The organism is Streptomyces sp. TN58 (genome assembly GCF_001941845.1).
Taxonomy (GTDB): Bacteria; Actinomycetota; Actinomycetes; order Streptomycetales; family Streptomycetaceae; genus Streptomyces.
The window spans coordinates 4,576,783-4,599,321 of the sequence record NZ_CP018870.1; the positions used below are offsets into that span (position 1 = coordinate 4,576,783).

Consider the following 22,539-nt stretch of genomic DNA (forward strand, 5'->3'; position numbering starts at 1 on the left):
TCTCCATGACTCTTGAGTCAAGTCCATGACTATCCATGAATTCGACAGTGAACAGCACGCACGGCGCATCGTCAACGTGAGTGGGTCCCCGTCGAGATGACTCCGAGAATCCCTCAGTCATGTTTCTTGACTCGTGAGTCGAGAGTGTGTCAATGTTTGGTCATCGCCCCGGCAGGGAGCCCAAGAGGCCCCAGCCGAAGGGTGGTTGACGTTCACGACGACGACGGAGGGAGGCGGCTATGGCGCAGACACGGGCTGGTGCCCCGGAACACCGGGTGGTCATCACCGGAAGCGGCGTCGTCTCCCCCATCGGCTGCACCACCGAGGAGTTCTGGACCTCGGCCACGGCCGGGCGCAGCGGAATCCGCACCATCACCCGCTACGACGCCGACACCCTTCCGACCCGGTTCGCCGGCGAGGTCGTCGACTTCGACCCGAAGCCGTACATGCCCAACAAGCAGGGCCGCCGCCTCGACCGGTACGCCCAGTTCGCCCTCGCCGCCGCCCTCCAGGCGGTACGCCAGGCCGGACTGGAGACCGGCGGGGAACGGGCCACCCGGACCGCCGTCCTGGTCGGCTCCGGCTACGGCCCCGGCCAGCTCATGCAGTCGGCCATCCACGACCTGCGCGACCACGGCCGGCGTCGGATGACCCCGTACCTCGCCTCCAGCGGCTCGCTGGACAGCGCGGCCGGCGAGATCGCCTTCCGGCTCGGCGCGCGGGGCGCCTCCGGCGCCACCGCCACCGCCTGCGCGACCGGCGCCACCTGCATCGGCGACGCGATGCGCATGATCCGCCACGGATACGCGGACGTCGTCGTCGCCGGCGGCGCCGACGACGCGGTCAACCCGCTCGACCTCGCCGCCGCGGCCAACGCCGGTGCGCTCTCCCGCCGCGACGACGACCCCGGCCGCGCCAGCCGCCCCTTCGACCGGGCCCGTGACGGGTTCGTCATGGGCGCCGGCGCCGGCATCGTCGTCCTGGAGTCCGCCGAGCACGCCCGCCGCCGCGGCGCCACCGTACTGGCCGAACTGGCCGGCTACGGCGCGACCACCGACGCCTACCACTCGACCCACCCCCACCCCGAGGGACTCGCCGCCCGGCAGGCCATGACCGACGCCCTGGACGACGCCGGGGTGCGGCCCGAGGAGATCGACCACATCTCCGCCCACGGCACCGGCACCCAGCTCAACGACCGCATCGAGAGCGCGTCGATCCGGGCCGTGTTCGGGCGCCACGCCCGGCGCGTCCCCATCAGCTCCCTCAAGTCGATGACCGGCCACATGATCGGCGCCGCCGGCGCGGTCGAGCTGATCGCCGCGGTCCACACGATCCGCGACGGGATCGTGCCGCCGACCGTGAACTGCGACGACCCCGAGGACACGGAGCTGGACTACGTACCGCACACCGCGCGTCCCCACGCCGTGCGCACCGTCCTCAGCAACTCCTTCGGGTTCGGCGGCCACAACGCCGTGCTCGTGCTCCGCGCCCCCTCCGCGGACACCCCGAAGCCGTCCCAGTCCCCGCAGCAGCCGGAGCCCCAGGGAGGAGAGCGATGACCAGCACCAGGCCCCAGCCCGAGGAGTACTGCCAGGCCAGCCGCGTCTTCTACGACATCGCCGGCCGCCACAACGAGGACGACACCTCCTGGTTCGCCCAGACCGGCGCCCCGGCCCACGAGGGCTTCGAGCGCCGCGAGATGGACGTGTGGATCGTGCACACGCCGGTCGGCCACACCATGCCGCAGCAGGGCTGGAAGATCCACATCTCCGGCCTGCCGGACAACGCCCGGCGCATCGTGGACGCCGCCTGGGCCTACTGCACCCGCGAGGGACTGCCCTTCAAGTTCCTGCGCAGCGTCGACGTACTGACCACCCACAGCCTCAAGTACGCCCCGCGCTCCTCCAGCGGCAAGCTGGTGACGATCTACCCGAGCGACGAGCAGCAGCTGCGCCGCACCCTGGAAGACCTCGGCGCCCTCCTCGACGGCGAGGCCGGCCCCTACATCCTCACCGACCTGCGCTGGAACGCCGGACCCCTGCACGTGCGCTACGGCGGCTTCGTCGCCCGCTGGTGCACCGACGAGGACGGCTCCCCCGTCGCGGCGATCGAACGCCCCGACGGCACCCTGGTCCCCGACCGCCGCCGGCCCGTGTTCGAGGTACCCGAATGGGTCCAGCTGCCCGCCTTCCTCGCCGAGCAGCTCGCCGCCCGCGAGGCCGGCGGCTCCGCCGCGGACTTCCCCTACCGGGTCGAGCGCGCCCTGCACTTCTCCAACGGCGGCGGCGTCTACCTGGCGAAGGACGCCCAGGGCCGCCAGGTCGTCCTCAAGGAGGGCCGCCCCCACGCGGGCCTCGACGGCCGCGGCCGGGACGCGGTGACCCGCCTGGCGCGGGAGCGCCGGGCCATGGAACACCTCGCCGGCATCCCCGGCATCCCGGCCCTGTACGAGCACCGCGTCGTGTGGGAGCACCACTTCCTCGCCGTACAGCACCTGGAGGGCGACACCCTCCAGGGCTGGATGGCCCGGCACTACCCGCTGACCAAGGCCGGACCGGCCGACGGCGAACTCACCGCCTACGCCCGCCGGGCCCAGGCCGTGGCCGACCGCATCGACCGGCTCGTCGCCCGGGTGCACGCCCGCGGCATGGTCTTCGGCGACCTGCACCCGGCCAACATCCTCATCGACGACGAGGACCAGGTCTCCCTGGTCGACTTCGAACTCGCCGTCCCCGTCGAGGAGGCGGACCGGCTCGGCCTCGGCCACCCCGGCTTCGCCGGAGCCGGCCGCACCGGCTACGACATCGACCGGCACGCCCTGGCCGCCCTGCGGCTGTGGCTGCTGTTCCCGCTCACCGGCCTGAGCGAGCTCGACCCGGGGCGCGGCGTGCGCCAGGCGGACATCGCCGAGCGGCGGTTCGCCCTGCCCGTCGGCACCCTGGACGCCGTACGCCGTGAACTGGCCCCCGGCCAGGAGGCCCTCGAACGGGTGCCGGCCGTGCTCCGCGAGGCGCCGGGCGTGGACCTCGACCACGAGCGGCCCGACTGGACCGCCGTACGCAAGTCCCTGGCGGAAGCCGTCCTGCTCTCGGCGACCCCCGAGCGCGACGACCGGCTCTTCCCCGGCGACGTACGGCAGTTCCTCACCGACGGACTGGGCCTCGCCCACGGCGCGGCGGGCGTCCTGTGGGCGCTGCACACCTCGGGCGCGGGCCGCTACCCCGAGCACGAGGAGTGGCTCCTCAAGGCCGCCGACCGACGACCCCCCTCCCGGCCCGGACTCTACGACGGCGCGCACGGAGTCGCCCACGTTCTGCGGGAGTTCGGCCACCTGGACGCGGCCGAGGCACTGCTGGCCCGCAGTGCGCAGGCCGTCGGCGCGCTGCGCGACCCGAGCCTGCAGCGCGGCACCGCGGGCATCGGCCTGGACCTGCTGGACGCCGCCACCCGCACCGGCGACGGCGACCACCGCCGCCGCGCGCTGGCCCTGGCCGACCGGATGGCCGACGCGATCGCCCTGGGCACCGCCCCGGGCATCACGGCCGGCCCCGGCCGGGGCAGCCGGGCCGGACTGCTGCGCGGCTGGAGCGGGCCCGCCCTGTTCTTCCTGCGGCTGTACGAGGACACGGCGGACGCGGCCCACCTCGACCTCGCGGTCCGGGCCCTCCACCACGACCTCGACCTGTGCGGCGTCGCCGAGGACGGCTCGCTCCAGGCGGACGGCGGGTTCCGGCTGCTGCCCTACCTGGAGGTGGGCAGCGCGGGCATCGCACTGGTCGCGGACCAGGTCCTCGCCCACCGCGGGGACGCCCGGCTGGAACAGGCGCTGCCGCTCCTGGTGCGGGCCGCCGAGCCCGAGTTCACCATCGAGCCGCACCTGTTCGGCGGCCGGGCCGGCCTCCTGGCCACGCTCGCCTCGCTGCGCACCCGCACCGCGGGCCCGGCACCCGCGACGGCCGTGCCACGGCACCTGTCGCGACTGCACTGGCACGCGCTGTCCTACCGCGGCCACCTCGCCTTCCCCGGCGAGCAGCTGCGCAGGATCTCGATGGACCTGGCCACCGGCAGCCCCGGCATCCTGCTGGCCCTCACCGCGGCACTCGACGGACGGCGGGACTTCCTGCCCTTCCTCGCGCCGCGCACGGACCGCCCCACCGGCGTGGACCCCCACGCCCCCTGAGCTCCGGACGGCACCAGCCGGCCGGTTGTCCACTGACCCCGATACACGGAGAGGAGGAAACACCATGTCGATCGTTCTCGACCTGCAGGGCCTTGAGGTCCCCGCCGAGGAGACCACGCGCGTCGCCAGCACCGCCAGCAACCACTGCTGAACGAGCTGAGCAGCTCCGGTGCCCGCCCTTCGGGGCGGGCCCCGGAGCTCGTCCGTTTTCCGCGCGCTCCGCGCGTTCTGCGCGCCGGACCGAGCCCCGGCGCCCCGAAGGACCTTGAGGGAGAGACCCGTATGAGCGGCCTGCTCGACGGCAAGAGACTCGTCATCACCGGTGTGATCACCGAGAGTTCGATCGCCTACGCGGTGGCACGCCTCGCCCAGCAGGAGGGCGCGCACATCGTCCTCACCGCGTACGGACGCGCCTCGCTGGTGCGGCGACTCGCCCGCCGGCTGCCCCACGAACCCCCGGTCGTGGAACTCGACGTCACCGCCCCCGACCAGCTGGCCACCCTCGCCGACCGGGTCGGCGAGCACCTCGACGGCGTCGACGGCGTCCTCCACTCGATCGCGCACGCCCCCGCCGAATGCCTCGACGGCGGCTTCATGAGCGCCGGGTGGCCCGAGGTCTCCGCCGCCCTGCACACCTCCACGTACTCCCTCCAGGCGCTCACGGTGGCCTGCCGGCCCCTGCTCCGCCCCGGCGCGTCCGTCGTCGGCCTGGACTTCGACGCCTCCCGGGCCTGGCCCGGCTACGACTGGATGGGTGTGGCCAAGGCGGGCCTGGAGGCGTGCAGCCGCTACCTCGCACGCGAACTCGGCCCCGACGGCATCCGGGTCAACCTGGTCGCGGCCGGCCCGCTGCGCACCCTGGCCGCCCGCGGCATCGGCGGCGACGGACCGGCCTTCGAGACCGGTTGGGCGCAACACGCCCCGCTCGGCTGGAACTCCGCCAACGCCGAACCCGTCGCCCGTACCTGCCTGGCACTGCTCTCGGACTGGCTCCCCGCCACCACAGGAGAGATCGTCCACGCGGACGGCGGCCACCACATGATCGGAAGCTGACGTGCACCACCTCGGATCGGCCCACGGGCCCGACATCACCTTCCTCGGCGTTCCCCGGCTCGACCTGTCCGCCCCGCCCGTGGACGCCGACGTGGTCATCCTCGGCGCCCCCTTCGACGGCGGCACCTCGCACCGACCCGGCGCCCGCTTCGGCCCGTCCGCGATGCGGCAGGCCTGCTACCTGCCGCAGAACGGCGCACGCCGCAGCCTGGCCATGGGCGTGGACCCGCTCACGGAACTGAAGGTGTACGACGCCGGCGACGTCCCCTGCTACTCCGGCGACATCGAGCAGAGCATCCGCAGCATCGAGCAGGCGGTACGGATGACGGCCGCCCTCGGGGCGATCCCCGTCGTGCTCGGCGGCGACCACACGATCGCGCTCCCCGACATGCGCGGCCTGGCCCGCCACCACGGCTTCGGCCGCATCGCCATGCTGCACTTCGACGCCCACGCCGACACCGGCGAGGTCGAGGACGGCCCGCTGTACGGCCACGGCAAGCCGATGCGCCAGCTCATCGAGTCGGGCGCGGTGCGCGGCGACCGCTTCCTGCAGATGGGACTGCGCGGCTACTGGCCCGGCCCGGACACCCTGCGCTGGATGGCGGGCGAGGGCATGCGCTCGTACGAGATGTCCGAGATCACCTCGCGCGGGCTGCCGGCCTGTCTCACCGAGGCGTTCGCCGTCGCCATGGACGACTGCGACGGGGTCTTCCTGTCCGTCGACGTGGACGTGGTGGACCCCGGCCAGGCACCGGGCACCGGCACCCCGGAGCCCGGCGGCCTGACCTCCCGCGAACTGCTGGACGCGGTGCGCCGGATCGCCTACGAGCTTCCCGTGGTCGGCGTCGAGGTCGTCGAGGTGGCACCCCCCTACGACCACGCCGACATCACCGCCTACCTGGGCAACCGGGTCGTCCTGGAGGCCCTGTCCGGCATCGCCCGGCGGCGCCGCGACCAGGCCCTGGGCACACGCTGGGACCCGCGCACCCCGCTGCTGGAACGCGAGACGCGGGAAGGGGCGCAGGCGTGAGCGCGACGAGGACCGGGGCACCGGCGGACCCGGCGGTGGCGGCCGCGCCCCCGGGCCCGGTGGCAGGCACTCCCGCCCCGGCCCCGCGACTGGCCGACGCGGCCGGCACCCTCACCGGGGCCGCGCTCACCCGCCGGGTGCTCGCCGCCGCCGCGGAGCTGCGCGAGCGCGGCGTCGCACCGGGCGACCGGGTCCTGGTCAAGGGCGACAACTGCGTCGACTACGTCGTGGCCCTGCTCGCCCTGATGCACCTGGACGCCTCGCTCGTGCCGGTGGACCACCGCCAGTCCGCGGCGGACGGGCGGTTCGCGGCCCGCCGGGCGCGGGCGCGGTGGCTGCTGACCGGGGAGGCGGCCGCCGCCGACTTCCCCGGCGAGCACGTGCTGGCCTATCCCGGCCTCGGTACGGGCCACGCCCCGCCCGACGGGGACGTCGACCTCACCGCGTGGTTCGCCCGCGCCGACGCCGTGGTGCTGTGGTCCTCGGGGACCACCGGCCCGCCCAAGGGCATCGTGAAATCCGGCCGCGCCGTCCACGACAACACCCGGCGCACCATCACGGCCATGGGGTACCGCGCGGACGACGTGCTCGCCCCGCTGCTGCCCTTCTCCCACCAGTACGGGCTGTCCGTCGTACTGCTGTGGTGGCTGGCCGGCTGCACGCTGGCCGTCACGCCCTACCAGCGGCTCGACGTGGCCCTCGCCCAGGCCGCCGGGCACGGGGTCACGGCCGTCGACGCCGCCCCGTCGACCTACCACTCCCTGCTCGGCGTCGTGCGCCGCCGGCCCGAGCTGCGGGCCGCGCTGAGCCGCGTACGCGTCTGGGGCGTCGGCGGCGCCCCGCTGCCCGCCCCGCTCGCCGAGGCCTTCCCGCAGGCCCTGGGCCGGCCCCTCCTCGACGGGTACGGACTCACCGAACTCGGGAACGTCGCGCTGGCCACCCCCGACGTGCCCACCGGCTGCGGCAGGCCGCTGCCGGGCGTCGAGGTACGCATCGTCCGCCCGGACGGCGAACCCGCCGCCCCCGGCGAGCTCGGCGAGATCGAGGTGCTCTCGCCCGGGCTGATGGAGGGCCACCTGCTCGACGACGGCACGCTCGCCCCCGTACCGCGGGGCTGGTACGCGACGGCCGACCTGGGGCGCCTCGACGCCGAGGGCCACCTGTACGTGGTGGGCCGCAACCAGGCCGTGCACCGGTCGGGCTTCACGCTCTACCCGGAGAACCTGGAGCGCAAGGCCGAGGCCTGCGGGCGGCAGGTCAAGGCGCTGGCGGTGGAGGACCTGCGGCGCGGCTGCACCCTGCACTTCGTCGTGGCCGACCCGGACGGGGGCTCGCCGGCCCAGTGGCGCGGGCGGATGGCCCCGCATCTGGCGGAGTACGAACAGCCCAACGCCGTGCACGTCGTCGACCGCTTTCCGCTGAGCGCCAACGGCAAGACCGACACGGCGGCCCTGCGCAGGATGGTGGGTGTCGGGGCAGCCCCCGGCGCCGCCTGACCCGCCCATCCCGGCGGCGCCCGCTCCGCCCGCCCCCGTGCCGGTCGCTCCGCCCGACCCCCGCGGGCGGAGCGACCCTGGCGCTTCACCGCCGGAGCAGGACCAGCGAGGCGTTGTTGCCTCCGAAGCCGAAGCTGTTCACGGCGGCCGTCCGGACGCCGGAGACCTCCATCGGGGCCGTGGGCAGCACCAGCCGGGCGGTCGGCTCCGGGGTGGCCAGGCCCGCCGTGGGGGCGACGATCCCGCTGCGCAGCGTCCCGGCGGCCGCGGCGATCGCCGGTGCGCCGGAGATGTGCAGCAGGTGGCCGATGGCGCCCTTGTGCGAGCTGACGGGCAGGGCGCGGGCGCCGCTGTCCGCGGCGACGGCCTCGACGGCGGCCAGTTCCGCCGCGTCGCCCTGGCCGGTCCCGGTCGCGTGGGCGTGCACATGGTCCAGCCCGTGCACGGAGGCGTCGTCGAGGGCGTCGCGCATGCAGGCGGCGACCCGGTCGGTGTCGGAGGCGGCGGACTTGGCGCCCGAGACCCGGCAGGCCGACCCGGCCACGACGAGGTCCGCGGCCGCTGCGCGGGCCCGGGCGTGTGCGGCGCTCTCCAGCACGACGGCGCCACCGCCCTCGCCGAGCGAGATGCCCGCCCGTTCGACGTCGAAGGGCCGGGCGGCCGTGCGGCCGACGGCACGGACGACGTCCATGCTGGCGTACTCGTACCGGTTGAGCACCGAGGAGCCCACCACGGCGGCCACGGGCGCCTCGCCGGCGCGCAGCAGCTCGCGCGCGTACCCGACGGCGAAGACGGCGGAGGCGCAGGCGTGCGAGAGGTGGACGTACCGCGGGCCCGGCGGCGCTCCCAGGACCTCGGCCGGGTCGGGGCCCATGAACTCCCGCTCGTCGCCGGTCGGTTCGGCGCGGCCCTCGCCGGGCCGGGGCAGGGGGGCCTGGCCGACGAGGAGCACGACGGCGCCGTCCGGGAGCCGGGCGAGGCCCGCCGCGTGCAGGGCCTCCGCCAGGGCGGCCCTGGCGTAGGCGCCCTTACGGGTGGCCCCCGCGGGCTCCGGTGCCGTCTGCGGCACCTCGCCGACCGGTTCGCCCCGGTAGGGCGCCGCGGTGAAGCGCCGGGCGGGTGCCAGGGCGGAGCGTCCGCCGACCAGGCCCCGCCAGTACGGCTCCACGCCGTGGCCGAACGGGGTGACCAGGCCGAGTCCGCTGATGACGATGTCGCTCACAGGCCGGACGCCTTCCAGGTGGTGGCGAGGGCGAGGCAGTCCGCGTCGCGCGGGTCCTCGCCGGGGAACACGATCAGGTCCAGTACGACGGCGGCCGGGCGGGCGGCGGTGACGGCGGGGGTGAACTCCGCGCCGGGCTCCACGCCGGGCTCCGCCGGCCGGGCCAGCAGGTAGCAGTCGCCGCGGTGCTCCGTCGCGGTCAGGTAGGGGCGCACCAGTTCGGAGGCCTCCAGCCCGACGGAGTCCGAGGGCCGCAGCCGGCGTGCGGTGTCGTGGCAGCGGGCGACGAAGCGCCGGGCCGCCCAGGTGCCGTAGTCGTGGCACAGGACGTACAGCGGGGCCGTCGCCCGCACGTCCTCGGGCAGCGCGCCGAAGGCGTCGCCGAGGGCCGCGGAGGCCGCGTCCGCCGGCTTGCGGTGCACGGGTCGTGCCGCGAGCGGCACCGGGACGGCGGCCAGCCGGGTCTCGTCGGTCCCGGCGAGCGCCCGGTGCCAGGGCACCGCGACGGGCCTGGTGGTTCCTGTCGTCATCCCAACCCCTCTACCGCAAGTCATGATCTGTCGAATATGCTCAGCCGGTAGTCAATTTTTGTCAACGAAATGAAAGGGGAGTCATGCCGCTCCACGTCGGATTCGTCGGCATCGCGTGGCACGGTCATGTGAACCCCACCCTCGGCCTGGTCCAGGAACTGGTCCGCCGGGGCCACCGGGTCTCCTACGCGGTCACCGAGGCCTTCGCCGACACCGTCCGGGCCGTCGGCGCCGAGCCCGTCGTCTACCGCAACCCGGTCGACGACGCCCTCACCGACGACGGCCTGGAGATCTCGCCGACGGACTTCCTCCGGGAGACCGAGGCCACCCTGCCCGTAATCGCCGAGGCCTGGGCCGACGACCGGCCCGACGTCATCGCCTACGACGGCATCGCCTGGGCCGGACGGGCCCTCGCCGCCAAGTGGCACATCCCGGCCGCCGAGATGTGGCCCTCCTTCGTCTCCAACGAGCACTTCTCCCTGGAGGCGGAGTTCCTCGCGGACCAGCCGCTGCACCCCGGGGTCCTGCGCTTCGTCCGCGAACTGACCCGCTTCCTCACCGCCCACGGACTGCCCGCGACATCCGCCGGCGACTTCCTCGGCCACACCGAGCCGCTGCGCCTGGTCTTCCTGCCGCGCTCCTTCCAGTACCGCGGCGAGACCTTCGACGACCGCTTCGCCTTCGTCGGACCCTGCGCCGGAGACCGCGCCTTCCAGGGCGACTGGCACCCCGCCGCGGACCGCCGGCCGGTGCTGCTGATCGCCCTGGGCACCGCCTGCTACGAGTGGCCCGAGTTCTTCCGCATGTGCGGCGAGGCCGTCGCCGACCTGCCCTGGCAGGTCGTCATGGCCTACGGCCCCGGCATCGACCCCGAAGCCGTGGGCCCGCTGCCCGACCACGTCGACGCCCGGCCGCACGTACCCCAGCTCGCCGTCCTGCGCCACGCCGACGCCTTCGTCACCCACGCCGGCATGGGCAGCACGATGGAAGCCCTCTCCCACGGGACCCCGATGGTGGCCGTCCCGCAGACCGGGGAACAGGCCGCCGTCGCCGAGCGCGTCGCCCAACTGGGCCTCGGGGTCCGCCTCGACCGCGAACAGCTGACCGCGCACACCCTGCGCGAAGCCCTCGTACGCGTCATGGACGACCCCGGCATCCGCGCCAACGCCGCACGGATGCGCGAGGAACTGCGCTGCGCCGGCGCCGCCCCCGAGGCCGCCGACCGCCTGGAACGCCTCGCCACGTCCGCCGCGTCCGCCGCGGGCACCGGCACCGCCGGCACCCGTACGGCGCCGGGCGTGGCCACCGGCACCTGAGCACCACCCTTCCATCCATCAAGCCATCCATCCGGCACCTTCACTCAGGGAGTCCCCATGCAGGGCAAACTCGTCAGGCTCGAACGGCCCAGGGACGAGGACTACGAGCTGATGGCACGGTGGTTCGGGCCCGACGCCCCCGCCGCCGTCATGGCCGCCACCGACGGAGACGTCGTCACCGCCGAGGAGTTCCGCCGCCTCGACCAGAGCGGCGGCCTGCGCCAGTTCGCCGTCCGCGACGCCGAGGACCGCACCGTGGGCGCCGTCCACTTCAAACACCAGGGCCCGGTCGGCGGATACGTCCTCGGCGGCGCGATCGGAGACCGCGAACTGTGGCGCCGCGGCCTGGGCGCCGAGGCCTTCGACCTCCTCATCGACCACCTCTTCCACGCCCGCAACGCCCACCGCGTGCAGTTCACCACGGCGCTCTACAACAAGAACGTCCTCCGCCTGGTCACCGGCGTCGGCTTCACCCTCGAAGGCATCCTGCGCGAGTACTTCTACCTCGACGGCCGCCACCACGACGGCGCCGTGTGGGGACTGCTGCGCCACGAGTACTACGCGGCGGTCGAAGAGCTCAAGCGCACCGACGCCACGTTCTCCCTGGCCGACGCCATACCCGAGGAGGACAAGGAAGAGGCCCGCCGGCTCCTCGCCGAGTACGTCGCCGGCCCGTTCGGCAAGACCTCCACCGGGCTCCTCCTCGCCGCCGCCGGCATCACCCCCGCGGCCGGCGACCAGGACCGTACCCAGGACCGTCCACACGACGGCGACCGGCAGCCCGGGGCCGGCGAGCGGTGACACCGCAGCGCTGGAGCACCCTCGTCCTCTCGCCGCACTTCGACGACGCGGCCCTCTCCGTCGCCGGCCTGCTCGGCCGGCTGGACGGCCCCGCCGCCGTGGCCACCGTCCACGGCGGCGCCCCGCCCGAGGGGGCACCCGCCTCCTGGTGGGACGCGGGCTGTGGATTCACCACGGCCGCGGAGGCCCACCGCACCCGCCTGGAGGAGGACGCGCGCGCCTGCGCCCTGATGGGGGTCGAACAGCTCACCCTGCCCAACGCCGACAGTCCGTACCGCGACGGCGGCCCCCTCACCGGCCTCGCCGAACTCCTGAGGGACCTGCACCCGGACACCAGGGTCCTGCTGCCGCTCGGCACCAACCAGCCGGACCACGCGGCCGTCCGCGACCAGGCCCTCGCCCTCCTCGCCGACCCGGCGGGCCCCCGGCCGTACGTGTACGCCGACCTGCCCTACACCGGCGCCGTACGCCGGTGGGGAACGGACGCGGCGGTCGAACGCCTGGCCGGGGACCCCGCGTACGGGGGCGCGCTGCGCGAGACGGCCGCCCGCCACCGCATGCGGGTGGCGTACGACGTCCGCCTCGACGACACCGAATGGGCCGCCAAACGCGCCGCCATCGTCTGCCACAGCTCGCAACTCGCCCCGGTGGCCGTCGGTCACGGCCCCTTCCTGCGCAAACCCGGCCCCCTGCAGGCCGAGCTCGTCTGGGCGCTGGAGCCGCTCGGGGACACCACCGCACACACCCCGGAGCCCTGATGCCGACCACCCGCCGCACCTCGGTGTCCACCGCACACTTCGACAAGGCCTACCGCGCCCGCACCGACCCCTGGGGCACCCTCCACAAGGCCTACGAACGGGAGAAGTTCGCCGACACCGCCTCCCTGCTGCCCGCCGGCCGCTTCCGCTCCGCACTGGAGATCGGCTGCGGCGTCGGCGCCCTGACCCGGCTCCTCGCCCCGCACTGCGACGCGCTGCTCGCCACCGACTGCTCCGGGGCGGCGATCGAACAGGCCCGCGCCAACTGCGCGGACCTGGACGGCGTCTCGTTCGCGACGCTGCGCGTGCCCGAGGACCTGGCAGGCGGCGAGGCGGACCTCGACCTCGTCGTCATGTCCGAGGTGGGCTACTACCTGTCCGACGCCGACCTCGCCCTCGCCGCCCGGCGGATCTGCGCACGGCTGCGGCCCGGCGGCCACCTGCTCCTCGCGCACTGGGTCCACGAGGGCGCCGAGGGGGTCATGACCGGACGAGGGGTCCACGAGGTGTTCCGTGCCGTTGCCGGTACGGTCCAGGTCGCCGGCCGGGACGCGAGCCGGTACGGCGAGACCTACCGGCTGGATCTGCTCCGGAGGCTGCCGTAGGGCGCCGCCGGCTCCGATTGGCGGCCCGGTCGGTGCGGCGGCCCCGGAACCGGGGTGTACGGATGTCTTGTCCATCGCGCTACCCGTTAGTAGCCTCCAGGCGTCGAACAGGCTTGTGACACGTGGGGGGTGGGCACACCGTGCTGCGAAGACTCGTGGCCGCACTGGCCGCGATCGTGCTCGTCGCGGAGGCGGCGGTGCTCGTGCTCGTCCACATCGTGCTGGGCCGGACCACGGCCAACCAGTCGATGTCCATCGCGGGCAGCGACCCGGACGTCATGTCCAAGGCCACCTACGCCATGGGCGCGGGCATGGGCGCCTTCCTGGTGCTGTGCGCCCTGATCGCCGCCGCCGGCGCGCTGCGCGACCGCCCGCCGGGCCGCTTCGCCCGCGCCGTCCTCATCGGCGCCGCCGCCACCCACGCCGTGCTCGGCATCCTCGCCGTCGGCCTGGTCGGCTGGGCCGCCTTCGCGACGCTGATGCTGATCCTGGCCCTCCTCGTACTGGTCCTGACGCTCTATCCCGCCGCCCGGCCCGGCGGCGGCAGGGGCGAAGGCGAGGGTGCCGACGGCGGCGCCGGCCCGGTGGCGGACACCCCGCCCCCGCCGCCGTACGGGGAGCTCAAGCCCACAAGTCCGTGATGGACACGCCCAGTTCGCCCAGCAGGGAGCGCAGCAGCGGCATGGACAGCCCGATCACGTTGCCGTGATCCCCGTCGATGCCGTCGATGAACGGCGCCGACAGACCGTCCAGCGTGAAGGCGCCCGCCACGTGCAGCGGTTCGCCGCTCGCCACGTACGCCGCGATCTCCGCGTCCGTCGGCTCGCCGAATCGGACCGTCGTCGACGCCGTGGCCGACACCTGCCGCCCGGTCGCCGTGTCGATCACGCAGTGCCCGGTGCGCAGCACACCGGCCCGGCCGCGCATCGCCTTCCAGCGCGCGGTGGCCTCCTCGGCGTCCGCGGGCTTGCCCAGCGCCTCGCCGTCCAGCTCCAGCACCGAGTCGCAGCCGATCACCAGCGCGCCCGAGGCCTCGTCCAGGCCGGCCACGACGGCCGCCTTCGCCTCGGCCAGCGCGAGCGCCAGCTCGGCCGGCTCGTCGTGGTCCAGGGTGTCCTCGTCGAAGCCGCTGACGATCACGTGCGGGGCGAGGCCGGCCTGCCGCAGCAGGTTCAGCCGGGCGGGGGAGGCGGAGGCGAGGACGAGCCCCCGCGTGGTGGAGGGCTCGGGCGTGGCAGTCATGCCGCCATCGTAGGCGCGGCCGGACGCGCTCAGAAACGGCTGGGCAACGGCTCAGAAGTGGCTCACGCCGAGGACGTAGACCACCACGAGCATGGCGAGGGCGAGCACCACGGTGAGCCGCCGGATCATGGCCTGCGCGTCGCGCATGTCCTTCGGCGGCTCGTTCTTCGGGTCGGACCAGAGCATGCTCCGATCCTGGCCCCGGGGGCGGGTCCGGCGCCTGAGTACGGGTACTCAAGCGCCGCCCCGCGTTCACCACACCCCCTAGCCGGGCCAGTACGTACGGCCCCACGCCCGCGGCCCCGGCTGCGGCAGCCGCCGCCGGGCCACCCGGGCAGGTGTCGACCACTCGTCCGTGACCTGCGGGGCGCCCGACGGCTGCGACGAGGCCAGCAGCGCCGCGCGCGCCTGGACCACCGCCAGTGCGGCGGCCAGCTCCTCCGGGGTCGGATTGCCCTTGACGACCTTGATCACCACGGTGACCTCCTGGAGGGACTAGAGGGGGATGTTGCCGTGCTTCTTCGGCGGCAGGGACTCCCGCTTGGTGCGCAGCTGCCGCAGCCCCTTGACCACGTGCGCGCGGGTCTCGGACGGCATCGTCACCGCGTCGATGTAGCCGCGCTCGGCCGCCGTGTACGGGTTGAGCAGCGCGTCCTCGTACTCGGCGATGAGCCGGGTCCGGGTCTCCTCCACCTCCTCGGGAGCGGCTTCGGCGAGCGTGCGGCGGTGCAGGATGTTCACCGCGCCCTGCGCGCCCATGACGGCGATCTGGGCGGTCGGCCAGGCCAGGTTCAGGTCCGCGCCGAGGTGCTTGGAGCCCATGACGTCGTAGGCGCCGCCGAAGGCCTTGCGGGTGATGACGGTGATCAGGGGGACGGTGGCCTCGGCGTACGCGTAGATCAGCTTGGCGCCGCGCCGGATGATTCCGTTGTACTCCTGGTCGGTGCCCGGGAGGAAGCCCGGCACGTCGACGAAGGTCAGCACCGGGATGTTGAAGGCGTCGCAGGTCCGCACGAAGCGGGCCGCCTTCTCGGAGGCGTCGATGTCCAGGCAGCCGGCGAACTGCATCGGCTGGTTGGCGACGATGCCGACCGGGTGGCCCTCGACCCGGCCGAAACCGGTCAGGATGTTCGGCGCGAACAGCGACTGCGTCTCCAGGAACTCCGCGTCGTCGAGCACGTGCTCGATCACGGTGTGCATGTCGTACGGCTGGTTCGCGCTGTCCGGGATCAGCACGTCGAGCTCGCGGTCGGTGTCGGAGACCTCGGTGTCGGCCTCCTCCGGGAACGCGGGCGGCTCGGAGAGGTTGTTCGAGGGAAGGTACGACAGGAGCGACTTCACGTACTCGATCGCGTCCTTCTCGTCGCCCGCCATGTGGTGCGCGACACCGGACGTGCTGTTGTGCGTCCGCGCACCGCCCAGCTCCTCGAAGCCGACGTCCTCGCCGGTGACCGTCTTGATGACGTCGGGGCCGGTGATGAACATGTGCGAGGTCTGGTCGACCATCACCGTGAAGTCGGTGATCGCCGGCGAGTACACGGCGCCGCCGGCGCAGGGGCCGACGACCAGGCTGATCTGCGGGATCACGCCGGAGGCGTGGACGTTGCGGCGGAAGATCTCGCCGTACATGCCGAGCGCGCTGACACCCTCCTGGATGCGGGCGCCGCCGGAGTCGTTGATGCCGACGAGGGGGCAGCCGGTCTTCAGGGCGAAGTCCATGACCTTCATGATCTTCTGGCCGAAGGTCTCGCCGAGGGCCCCGCCGAAGACGGTGAAGTCCTGCGAGAACACGGCGACGGGGCGGCCGTCGACCGTGCCGTAGCCGGTGACGACGCCGTCGCCGTAGGGGCGGGTCTTCTCCAGCCCGAAGTTGGTGGAGCGGTGCCGGGCGAACTCGTCCAGCTCGACGAAGGATCCCTCGTCCAGCAGCAGGGCAACCCGCTCACGCGCCGTCAGCTTGCCCTTGGCGTGCTGCTTCTCCACGGCACGGGCGGAACCGGCGTGGGTGGCTTCGTCGATGCGGCGCTGCAGATCCGCGATCTTGCCCGCGGTGGTGTGCATGTCGATCGGCTCTGACGGATGTGACATCGGGGTCGCGGCTCCCTGCGTGGTGTCAACTGCCTGGTCAATTGATTGACTACTGCTGGCTACTGGTGCGTAGCGTATCGGCGGGCATGGCGCTCGGCAGTGCGGCGTTTGACACACCTACATTGGGTTGCATGACGCCATCAGATGCCTCAGCAGGAGCCTCCGCAGGTCGTTGGTCGAGCCTGGAGCGGCCGCCGCTCAACGCCGCCGCCCTGCGGCGGGCCCTCGTCACCGGGGACGGGCTGTGGACCTCCCTGGAGGTGGTCCCCTCCACCGGGTCCACCAATACCGACCTTGCCACGCGCGCGCCGGAACTGCCCGAGGGGGCCGTGCTCGTCGCCGAGGAGCAGAGCGCCGGACGCGGCCGGCTCGACCGGAGCTGGGTCGCTCCCGCCCGCTCCGGGCTGTTCTTCTCCGTCCTGTTCAAGCCGGGCGCCGCGGTCCCGCAGGAGCAGTGGGGGTGGCTGACGTTGCTGGCGGGCGTCGCCACCGCGACCGGGCTCTCCCGGGCCGCCGGCGTGGACACCGCCCTCAAGTGGCCCAACGACCTGCTGGTCAGCGTCGAGGGCGAGGAGCGCAAGGCCGGCGGCATCCTCGCCGAGCGCGTCGCGGACGGCATCGTCGTCGGGATCGGGCTCAACGTCACCCTCTCCGAGGAGGAGCTGCCGGTGCCGGCCGCCGGGTCGCTGCTGCTGGCCAAGGCCACCGTGACCGACCGCGAGCCGCTGCTCAAGGCCGTGCTGCGGTCCCTGGAGGAGTGGTACGGGAACTGGCGCGCCGCAGCCGGCGACCCGGCGGCCAGCGGCCTCCAGGAGACCTACGCGGCGGGCTGCGCCACCCTCGGCCGGCACGTGCGCGCGGAGCTGCCCGGCGGGCGCACCCTCACCGGAACGGCCGAAGCCGTCGACACCGATGGCCGCCTGGTGATCCGCACCTCCGAAGGGACCCACGAGGCGGTGGGGGCGGGCGACGTCGTCCACCTGCGATCCGTGCACTGACGGGGCCGGGGCCAGGCGGGCGGCGGTATGCGCGCAATGCCGGGTTTCGGGTGGGTACGGCTTGGGGCGCCGCCGCGCGGAGCCCCGGGTCGTACCCGGATCGAAGCCGGGCAGGGGAGTGAGCTACGGCACACCTGCCGTATGGTTTAGGCGATCCCGCTGCTCGTGGTGATCAACCGGTTCGGCAGGGCAGTGCGCACGGAATGGACAGGAGGCGGCCCTTGACCGTCGACGACTCTGCCTCCGGCGCGTCCGCCCCCGGGCCCGGTAATCCGGGCACCCCGATCGGGCGCGACCAGCACACTCCCCACCACGAGGTCGACCACACCGTGCAGCCGACGGCGGACCCCCTCGCGATCCGCCTGGAGCAGCTGATCCTCGGCGCCGAGCGCCGGTACACGCCCTTCCAGGCCGCCCGCAGCGCCGGGGTGTCGATGGAACTCGCCTCCCGCTTCTGGCGGGCCATGGGCTTCGCCGACATCGGCCAGGCCCGGGCGCTGACGGAGGCCGACGTACTGGCGCTGCGCCGGCTCGCCGGCCTGGTGGAGGCCGGGCTGCTGTCGGAGCCGATGGCGGTGCAGGTGGCGCGGTCCACCGGGCAGACCACGGCGCGGCTGGCGGAGTGGCAGATCGACTCGTTCCTGGAGGGGCTCACGGAGCCGCCGGAGCCGGGGATGACCCGTACGGAGGTCACGTATCCCCTGGTCGAGCTGCTGCTGCCGGAGCTGGAGGAGTTCCTCGTGTACGTGTGGCGCCGCCAGCTGGCGGCGGCAACCGGGCGCGTGGTGCAGGTCGCGGACGACGAGGAGATGGTCGACCGGCGGCTCGCGGTGGGTTTCGCAGACCTGGTGGGCTTCACGCGCCTGACGCGCCGGCTGGAGGAGGAGGAGCTCGGCGAGCTGGTCGAGTCCTTCGAGACGACCGCGGCGGACCTGGTGGCCGCGTACGGCGGCCGGCTGATCAAGACGCTCGGCGACGAGGTGCTGTACGTCGCCGACGACGCGGCGACGGCGGCGGAGATCGCGCTACGGCTCATCGAGACGATGGAGGCCGACCCGCAGATGCCCGAGCTGCGGGTCGGGATCGCCTTCGGCACGGTGACGACCCGGATGGGCGATGTCTTCGGGACCACGGTGAACCTGGCGAGCCGGCTGACCTCCATAGCCCCCAAGGACGCCGTGCTGGTGGACGGGGCGATGGCGGAGGAGCTGTCCCGGACCGGCGCCGCCCCGGTGTCGGAGAAGGAGGCCGAGGCGGAGCCCGGCGAGGGTGCGGCCTACCGGTTCGCCCTCCAGCCGATGTGGCAGCGCCCGGTCCGCGGCCTGGGTGTCGTCGAGCCCTGGTCGCTGACGCGCCGCAAGCGCCGCTGACCGTACGCGGACGCCGCCCGCGGATGCGCGGGGCCGCGCGCCCCGCGCCCCGCACCTGAGGGGCGCCGTGCGGGGCGGTCGCGCGTACGGACGTCACGACCGCACTGCGATGTGTTCCGGGGGCGTCCCGAAGGGCGCGGCACCGCCTACTATCCCGACGTAACGTTCGTTAACCGGGAGGGTCCTATGGCGTCCGAGTTCGAGTCGGAGTTCGTGGCGGTGCGCCGCCACGAGGGCGGGGTCGCGGAGCTGGTCATGGACCGCCCCAAGGCCATGAACGCGGTCTCGACCGACATGGCCCGCGCCATCGGTGCCGCCTGCGCCGCGCTGGCCGCGGACCGCACCGTACGGGTGGTCGTGCTCTCCTCCACGGCGGAGCGGGCCTTCTGCGTCGGAGCCGACCTGAAGGAGCGCAACTCGCTGTCGGACGCCGAGCTGGTGCGGCAGCGGCCGACCACGCGCGGGGCGTACGGGGGTGTGCTGGAGCTGCCGATGCCCACGATCGCGGCCGTGCACGGCTTCGCGCTGGGCGGCGGCTTCGAGCTGGCCCTGGCCTGTGACGTGATCGTCGCCGACGAGACCGCCGTGGTGGGCCTGCCCGAGGTGTCGGTCGGCGTGATCCCCGGAGGCGGCGGTACGCAGCTGCTGCCGCGCCGGGTGGGGGCGGCGCGGGCCGCCGAGCTGATCTTCACCGCGCGCCGCGTGGAGGCCGCCGAGGCGCTTTCCCTGGGCCTGGTGGACTCCGTGGTGCCGGCCGGCCGGGACACGGAGGAGGCGCTGGCCCTGGCGTCGAGGATGGCCGCGAACTCGCCCGTGGGCCTGCGGGCCGCCAAGCGCGCGCTGCGGCTGGGCCACGGGATGGACCTGGCGGCCGGCCTGGAGATCGAGGACGCCGCCTGGCGGACGGTCGCCTTCTCCGGTGACCGCGCGGAGGGTGTGGCGGCCTTCAACGAGAAGCGCAAGCCGAACTGGCCGGGGGAGTAGCCGGGGGTGCGCTGAAAATCGCGCCAATTGTCTCAAAATCCGACAAAACTCCCTAACCTGGGGTGATGGGAGCTGACGGGCGGCTGCGAGCCGTGGTGGGCCTCGCCCAGGCGATGGCCGCGGCGGTCACGCCGCGCGACAGTGTGCGTGCGGCGGCGCGGGGCGCGCGCCTGGCGATGGACGGCTCGTTCGCCGCGATCTCGGCGTGGGAGCGGGAGCGGGGGTGCCTGCGCGTCCTGGTCAACGAGGGCGAGCGCAGGCCGGGCGAGGAGGAGTTCCCCGAGGACGAGTCCTATCCGGTGCACGACTTCCCCGAGGTCACCGAGTTCCTGCATGAGCGGTGGGTGGGCGGCGGCGGCCCCCACGCCTGGGTCGAGAGCGCCGTCGGCGACCGGCCGGGCCGCCGCGGCGAGGCCCTGCGCCGCCGGGGCCGCGGTACGTGCGTGGTCGCGCCCGTGGTGCTCAGCGGGCGGGCCTGGGGCGAGCTGTACGTGGCGCGGGACGAGGGGCTGCCCGACTTCGACGAGGGCGACGCGGAGTTCGCCACCGTGCTCGCGGCCGTGGTCGCGGCCGGCCTCGCGCAGAACGAGCGGCTGGAGGAGGCGCGGCGGCTGGCCTTCACCGATCCGCTGACCGGGCTCGCCAACCGCCGGGCGGTCGACATGCGCCTCGACGAGGCCCTGGAGGAGCATCGGCGGACCGGTGTCGTCGTCAGCCTCGTCGTCTGCGATCTGAACGGGCTGAAGAAGGTCAACGACACCCTCGGGCACGCCATGGGTGACCGGCTGCTGGAGCGGTTCGGTTCGGTGCTCAGCCTGTGCGGGGCCATGCTGCCGGGCGCCCTGGTGGCGCGCCTGGGCGGCGACGAGTTCTGCCTGGTCGGGGTCGGCCCGTCGGCGGACGACGTGGTCCGGGTCAGCGAGGAGCTGTGCGTGCGCGCCGCCGAGCTGGAGCTGGGCGAGGGCGTGGCCTGCGGTGTGGCCTCCACCGGGGATCCGATCGGCCCGCTGAAGTCGTCCCGGCGGCTGTTCCGCCTCGCGGACGCCGCCCAGTACAAGGCGAAGGCGGCGCGTTCGACCGCGCCGGTGGTCGCGGGCCGGGACACGGCGGTGGTGCGGCTGGCGGACGCCGCCGCGCAGGAGGCCCCGGGGGAGCGGCGGCGCTTCCGCGGGCGGCAGTGACCGGGTCCCGGCCGGATGCCCGGCGCCCCGATCCGTAAGGGGTCCACAGCCTGCGCGATCGTGACACTTCCAACTAGTGACATACAGCGATTCAATCCGTAGGGTGCTGAATATGGATATGCACACTGTCGTGGTGGGGACGTCCGGTACCACCGCCGAGGACGTCATCGCCGTTGCCCGCGGCAACGCACGGGTCGAGCTGTCCGGCGAGGCGCTCGACGCGCTCGCCCGCGCCCGCGAGATCGTCGACGCGCTGGCCGCCAAGCCCGAGCCCGTCTACGGGGTGTCCACCGGGTTCGGCGCCCTCGCCTCCCGGCACATCAGTCCCGAGCTGCGCGCCCAGCTCCAGCGCAACATCGTCCGCTCGCACGCCGCCGGCATGGGCCCGCGCGTCGAGCGCGAGGTGGTCCGCGCACTGATGTTCCTCCGGCTCAAGACCGTCGCCTCCGGCCACACCGGAGTACGCCCCTCCGTGGCGCAGACCATGGCCGCCGTCCTCAACGCCGGGATCACCCCGGTCGTCCACGAGTACGGCTCCCTCGGCTGCTCCGGCGACCTCGCGCCGCTGTCCCACTGCGCGCTCGCGCTCATGGGCGAGGGTGACGCCGAAGGCCCCGACGGCACGATCCGCCCCGCCGGCGAACTGCTCGCCGAGCACGGCATCGAGCCCGTCGAACTCCGCGAGAAGGAGGGCCTGGCCCTCCTCAACGGCACCGACGGCATGCTCGGCATGCTGGTCATGGCCCTCGCCGACCTCGACCGGCTCTACAAGTCCGCCGACATCACCGCCGCCCTCACTCTGGAGGCGCTGCTCGGCACCGAGAAGGTCCTCCAGCCCGAGCTGCACGCCATCCGCCCGCACCCCGGCCAGGGCGCCTCCGCCGCCAACATGGCCGCCGTGCTGAAGGGCTCCGGGCTGACCGGGCACTTCCAGGAGGAGTCCGCCCCGCGCGTGCAGGACGCCTACTCCGTGCGCTGCGCCCCGCAGGTCGCCGGCGCGGGCCGCGACACCATGGCGCACGCCGCCCTCGTCGCCTCGCGCGAGCTGGCCTCCGCCGTGGACAACCCGGTGGTGCTGCCCGACGGCCGCGTGGAGTCCAACGGCAACTTCCACGGCGCGCCCGTCGCCTACGTGCTGGACTTCCTCGCCATCGCCGCCGCCGACCTCGGATCCATCGCCGAACGGCGCACCGACCGGCTCCTCGACAAGAACCGCAGCCACGGCCTGCCGCCGTTCCTCGCCGACGACGCCGGCGTGGACTCCGGTCTGATGATCGCCCAGTACACGCAGGCCGCCCTGGTCAGCGAGATGAAGCGGCTCGCGGTGCCGGCCTCGGCCGACTCCATCCCCTCCTCCGCCATGCAGGAGGACCACGTCTCGATGGGCTGGTCGGCCGCGCGCAAGCTGCGCACCGCCGTCGACAACCTGACGCGGATCATCGCCATCGAGCTGTACGCCGCCACCCGCGCCATCGAGCTGCGCCACGGCCTGACGGCCGCCCCGGCCAGCCTCGCCGCGATCGCCGCCGCCCGCGCGGCGGGCGTGCAGGGCCCCGGGCCGGACCGCTTCCTCGCCCCCGACCTCGCCGCCGCCGACGAGTTCGTCCGCAGCGGCGGACTGCTCGCCGCGGTGGAGCCGGTGACGGGCCCGCTCGCCTGACGGCGGACACCCCCCGCGCGACGCA

At 74.0% G+C, this 22,539-nt stretch carries 21 protein-coding genes; 15 read left to right on the forward strand and 6 right to left on the reverse strand.

Features of this window, described 5'->3' with window-relative positions; translation table 11 throughout:
* Window positions 1–239: 239 nt before the first annotated feature.
* The 5 genes from fabF (at window position 240) to BSL84_RS20925 (ending at window position 7,759) form a co-directional block, all read left to right on the forward strand.
* On the forward strand, window positions 240–1,559 hold the full coding sequence (gene fabF, locus BSL84_RS20905; RefSeq protein ID WP_045321854.1) for a beta-ketoacyl-ACP synthase II: 1,320 nt from the start codon (window positions 240–242) through the stop codon (window positions 1,557–1,559).
* On the forward strand, window positions 1,556–4,180 hold the full coding sequence (gene lanKC / locus BSL84_RS20910) for a class III lanthionine synthetase LanKC (protein WP_075970899.1): 2,625 nt from the start codon (window positions 1,556–1,558) through the stop codon (window positions 4,178–4,180). The genes fabF and lanKC overlap by 4 nt, the downstream gene beginning before the upstream one ends.
* A 282-nt stretch (window positions 4,181–4,462) precedes the next feature.
* Window positions 4,463–5,233, forward strand: coding sequence for an enoyl-ACP reductase FabI (gene fabI / locus BSL84_RS20915; protein ID WP_075970900.1), 771 nt, complete (start codon window positions 4,463–4,465; stop codon window positions 5,231–5,233).
* A 1-nt stretch (window position 5,234) separates the two neighbouring features.
* Window positions 5,235–6,263 carry an agmatinase gene (speB, locus tag BSL84_RS20920; protein WP_075970901.1) on the forward strand — a complete coding sequence of 343 codons (1,029 nt, stop codon included), beginning with the start codon at window positions 5,235–5,237 and terminating at the stop codon, window positions 6,261–6,263.
* A complete protein-coding gene (locus tag BSL84_RS20925) occupies window positions 6,260–7,759 on the forward strand; it encodes a class I adenylate-forming enzyme family protein (protein WP_234363490.1) in 1,500 nt (499 codons plus the stop codon). Before speB ends, BSL84_RS20925 begins: the two co-directional genes overlap by 4 nt.
* 85 nt (window positions 7,760–7,844) lie before the next feature.
* Here the strand turns inward: BSL84_RS20925 and BSL84_RS20930 are convergent, their stop codons facing one another.
* Entirely contained in the window at window positions 7,845–8,981 is a 1,137-nt protein-coding gene (locus BSL84_RS20930; protein WP_075970902.1) for a beta-ketoacyl synthase N-terminal-like domain-containing protein, read from the reverse strand.
* On the reverse strand, window positions 8,978–9,511 hold the full coding sequence (locus BSL84_RS20935) for a hypothetical protein (RefSeq protein ID WP_159393540.1): 534 nt from the start codon (window positions 9,509–9,511) through the stop codon (window positions 8,978–8,980). Before BSL84_RS20935 ends, BSL84_RS20930 begins: the two co-directional genes overlap by 4 nt.
* Before the next feature lie 83 nt (window positions 9,512–9,594).
* Between BSL84_RS20935 and BSL84_RS20940 the strand changes: the two genes are divergently transcribed.
* The 5 genes from BSL84_RS20940 to BSL84_RS20960 all read left to right on the forward strand — a co-directional run bounded on the left by BSL84_RS20940 (window position 9,595) and on the right by BSL84_RS20960 (window position 13,632).
* A complete protein-coding gene (locus BSL84_RS20940) occupies window positions 9,595–10,827 on the forward strand; it encodes a macrolide family glycosyltransferase (RefSeq protein WP_075970904.1) in 1,233 nt (410 codons plus the stop codon).
* 57 nt (window positions 10,828–10,884) lie between these two features.
* Window positions 10,885–11,628, forward strand: a complete 744-nt coding sequence (locus tag BSL84_RS20945; protein ID WP_075970905.1) for a GNAT family N-acetyltransferase — start codon at window positions 10,885–10,887, stop codon at window positions 11,626–11,628.
* On the forward strand, window positions 11,625–12,386 hold the full coding sequence (locus tag BSL84_RS20950; protein WP_037661954.1) for a PIG-L deacetylase family protein: 762 nt from the start codon (window positions 11,625–11,627) through the stop codon (window positions 12,384–12,386). Before BSL84_RS20945 ends, BSL84_RS20950 begins: the two co-directional genes overlap by 4 nt.
* Window positions 12,386–12,991 carry a class I SAM-dependent methyltransferase gene (locus BSL84_RS20955; protein WP_075970906.1) on the forward strand — a complete coding sequence of 202 codons (606 nt, stop codon included), beginning with the start codon at window positions 12,386–12,388 and terminating at the stop codon, window positions 12,989–12,991. Before BSL84_RS20950 ends, BSL84_RS20955 begins: the two co-directional genes overlap by 1 nt.
* A gap of 140 nt (window positions 12,992–13,131) precedes the next feature.
* Complete coding sequence (locus BSL84_RS20960; protein ID WP_234363491.1) at window positions 13,132–13,632, forward strand: hypothetical protein; 501 nt, start codon at window positions 13,132–13,134, stop codon at window positions 13,630–13,632.
* Here the strand turns inward: BSL84_RS20960 and BSL84_RS20965 are convergent.
* The 4 genes from BSL84_RS20965 to BSL84_RS20975 form a co-directional block, all read right to left on the reverse strand.
* Window positions 13,613–14,233 (reverse strand): Maf family protein, encoded by a 621-nt coding sequence (locus tag BSL84_RS20965; protein ID WP_075970907.1) that lies wholly within the window; start codon window positions 14,231–14,233, stop codon window positions 13,613–13,615. The two genes, BSL84_RS20960 and BSL84_RS20965, sit on opposite strands and share 20 nt — an antisense overlap.
* Before the next feature lie 51 nt (window positions 14,234–14,284).
* The gene (mmpB, locus tag BSL84_RS37490; protein ID WP_257856429.1) at window positions 14,285–14,419 is read right to left on the reverse strand and encodes a morphogenic membrane protein MmpB; all 135 of its coding nucleotides are present in this window, start codon (window positions 14,417–14,419) and stop codon (window positions 14,285–14,287) included.
* Window positions 14,420–14,497: 78 nt separating this feature from the next.
* Complete coding sequence (locus tag BSL84_RS20970; RefSeq protein WP_030028528.1) at window positions 14,498–14,710, reverse strand: acyl-CoA carboxylase epsilon subunit; 213 nt, start codon at window positions 14,708–14,710, stop codon at window positions 14,498–14,500.
* Between the two features lie 18 nt (window positions 14,711–14,728).
* Window positions 14,729–16,321, reverse strand: coding sequence for an acyl-CoA carboxylase subunit beta (locus BSL84_RS20975; protein ID WP_030028529.1), 1,593 nt, complete (start codon window positions 16,319–16,321; stop codon window positions 14,729–14,731).
* A gap of 131 nt (window positions 16,322–16,452) precedes the next feature.
* Between BSL84_RS20975 and BSL84_RS20980 the strand changes: the two genes are divergently transcribed.
* The 5 genes from BSL84_RS20980 to hutH all read left to right on the forward strand — a co-directional run bounded on the left by BSL84_RS20980 (window position 16,453) and on the right by hutH (window position 22,514).
* Window positions 16,453–17,319 (forward strand): biotin--[acetyl-CoA-carboxylase] ligase, encoded by an 867-nt coding sequence (locus BSL84_RS20980; protein ID WP_030028530.1) that lies wholly within the window; start codon window positions 16,453–16,455, stop codon window positions 17,317–17,319.
* 221 nt (window positions 17,320–17,540) lie between these two features.
* Window positions 17,541–18,689: an adenylate/guanylate cyclase domain-containing protein gene (locus BSL84_RS20985; protein WP_075970908.1), complete on the forward strand. Its 1,149-nt coding sequence runs from the start codon at window positions 17,541–17,543 to the stop codon at window positions 18,687–18,689.
* A gap of 186 nt (window positions 18,690–18,875) precedes the next feature.
* Window positions 18,876–19,673 carry an enoyl-CoA hydratase/isomerase family protein gene (locus tag BSL84_RS20990; RefSeq protein ID WP_045321846.1) on the forward strand — a complete coding sequence of 266 codons (798 nt, stop codon included), beginning with the start codon at window positions 18,876–18,878 and terminating at the stop codon, window positions 19,671–19,673.
* Window positions 19,674–19,738: 65 nt separating this feature from the next.
* Complete coding sequence (locus BSL84_RS20995; RefSeq protein WP_075970909.1) at window positions 19,739–20,854, forward strand: GGDEF domain-containing protein; 1,116 nt, start codon at window positions 19,739–19,741, stop codon at window positions 20,852–20,854.
* A gap of 118 nt (window positions 20,855–20,972) precedes the next feature.
* A complete protein-coding gene (gene hutH / locus BSL84_RS21000; RefSeq protein WP_075970910.1) occupies window positions 20,973–22,514 on the forward strand; it encodes a histidine ammonia-lyase in 1,542 nt (513 codons plus the stop codon).
* Window positions 22,515–22,539 lie beyond the last annotated feature (25 nt).

Bases quoted from the DNA above. Each gene is read 5' to 3' on its own strand.
- fabF (WP_045321854.1), top strand. From the start codon at position 240: ATGGCGCAGACACGGGCTGGTGCCCCGGAACACCGGGTGGTCATCACC.
- lanKC (WP_075970899.1), top strand. From the start codon at position 1,556: ATGACCAGCACCAGGCCCCAGCCCGAGGAGTACTGCCAGGCCAGCCGC.
- fabI (WP_075970900.1), top strand. From the start codon at position 4,463: ATGAGCGGCCTGCTCGACGGCAAGAGACTCGTCATCACCGGTGTGATC.
- BSL84_RS20935 (WP_159393540.1), bottom strand. From the start codon at position 9,511: ATGACGACAGGAACCACCAGGCCCGTCGCGGTGCCCTGGCACCGGGCG.
- BSL84_RS20940 (WP_075970904.1), top strand. From the start codon at position 9,595: ATGCCGCTCCACGTCGGATTCGTCGGCATCGCGTGGCACGGTCATGTG.
- BSL84_RS20945 (WP_075970905.1), top strand. From the start codon at position 10,885: ATGCAGGGCAAACTCGTCAGGCTCGAACGGCCCAGGGACGAGGACTAC.
- BSL84_RS20955 (WP_075970906.1), top strand. From the start codon at position 12,386: ATGCCGACCACCCGCCGCACCTCGGTGTCCACCGCACACTTCGACAAG.
- BSL84_RS20965 (WP_075970907.1), bottom strand. From the start codon at position 14,233: ATGACTGCCACGCCCGAGCCCTCCACCACGCGGGGGCTCGTCCTCGCC.
- mmpB (WP_257856429.1), bottom strand. From the start codon at position 14,419: ATGCTCTGGTCCGACCCGAAGAACGAGCCGCCGAAGGACATGCGCGAC.
- BSL84_RS20975 (WP_030028529.1), bottom strand. From the start codon at position 16,321: ATGTCACATCCGTCAGAGCCGATCGACATGCACACCACCGCGGGCAAG.
- BSL84_RS20980 (WP_030028530.1), top strand. From the start codon at position 16,453: ATGACGCCATCAGATGCCTCAGCAGGAGCCTCCGCAGGTCGTTGGTCG.
- BSL84_RS20990 (WP_045321846.1), top strand. From the start codon at position 18,876: ATGGCGTCCGAGTTCGAGTCGGAGTTCGTGGCGGTGCGCCGCCACGAG.
- BSL84_RS20995 (WP_075970909.1), top strand. From the start codon at position 19,739: ATGGGAGCTGACGGGCGGCTGCGAGCCGTGGTGGGCCTCGCCCAGGCG.
- hutH (WP_075970910.1), top strand. From the start codon at position 20,973: ATGCACACTGTCGTGGTGGGGACGTCCGGTACCACCGCCGAGGACGTC.